Origin of the sequence: Exiguobacterium sp. s75, assembly GCF_018617145.1 — a bacterium.
Taxonomy (GTDB): domain Bacteria; phylum Bacillota; class Bacilli; order Exiguobacteriales; family Exiguobacteriaceae; genus Exiguobacterium; species Exiguobacterium profundum.
Genome location: NZ_JACSJQ010000022.1, coordinates 1 through 266 on the forward strand (window position 1 = coordinate 1; position 266 = coordinate 266).

1 pseudogene is annotated in these 266 nt (G+C 65.8%); it reads right to left on the reverse strand.

The window, feature by feature from the left end:
• Nucleotides 1-266: pseudogene (locus KNO68_RS14915) on the reverse strand (helix-turn-helix domain-containing protein); the annotation flags it as partial.

Consider the following 266-nt stretch of genomic DNA (forward strand, 5'->3'; position numbering starts at 1 on the left):
GTCGTGTAGGAGGCGCGCGACCGCCGTCTCGATTTGAAGGCCGGGAAGCCGCCCGTCCCGGCGAAGAACTTCGCGAACGCGGTGTCGAGGTTCAGCTTTGCGTTCGCGAGCGCGAGGCTGTCCGCCTCGGCGAGGAACGGGAACAGTGGCTTGTAGGAGGCGGGTGTCGCCGGTTTCCGTCTCGTCACGATCCCCGCTTTCGCCTCATCGCGGATGGCGATGCGGTCCTCGAGCAGCTTGTTGTAGATGAACCGGGCGCAGCCGAT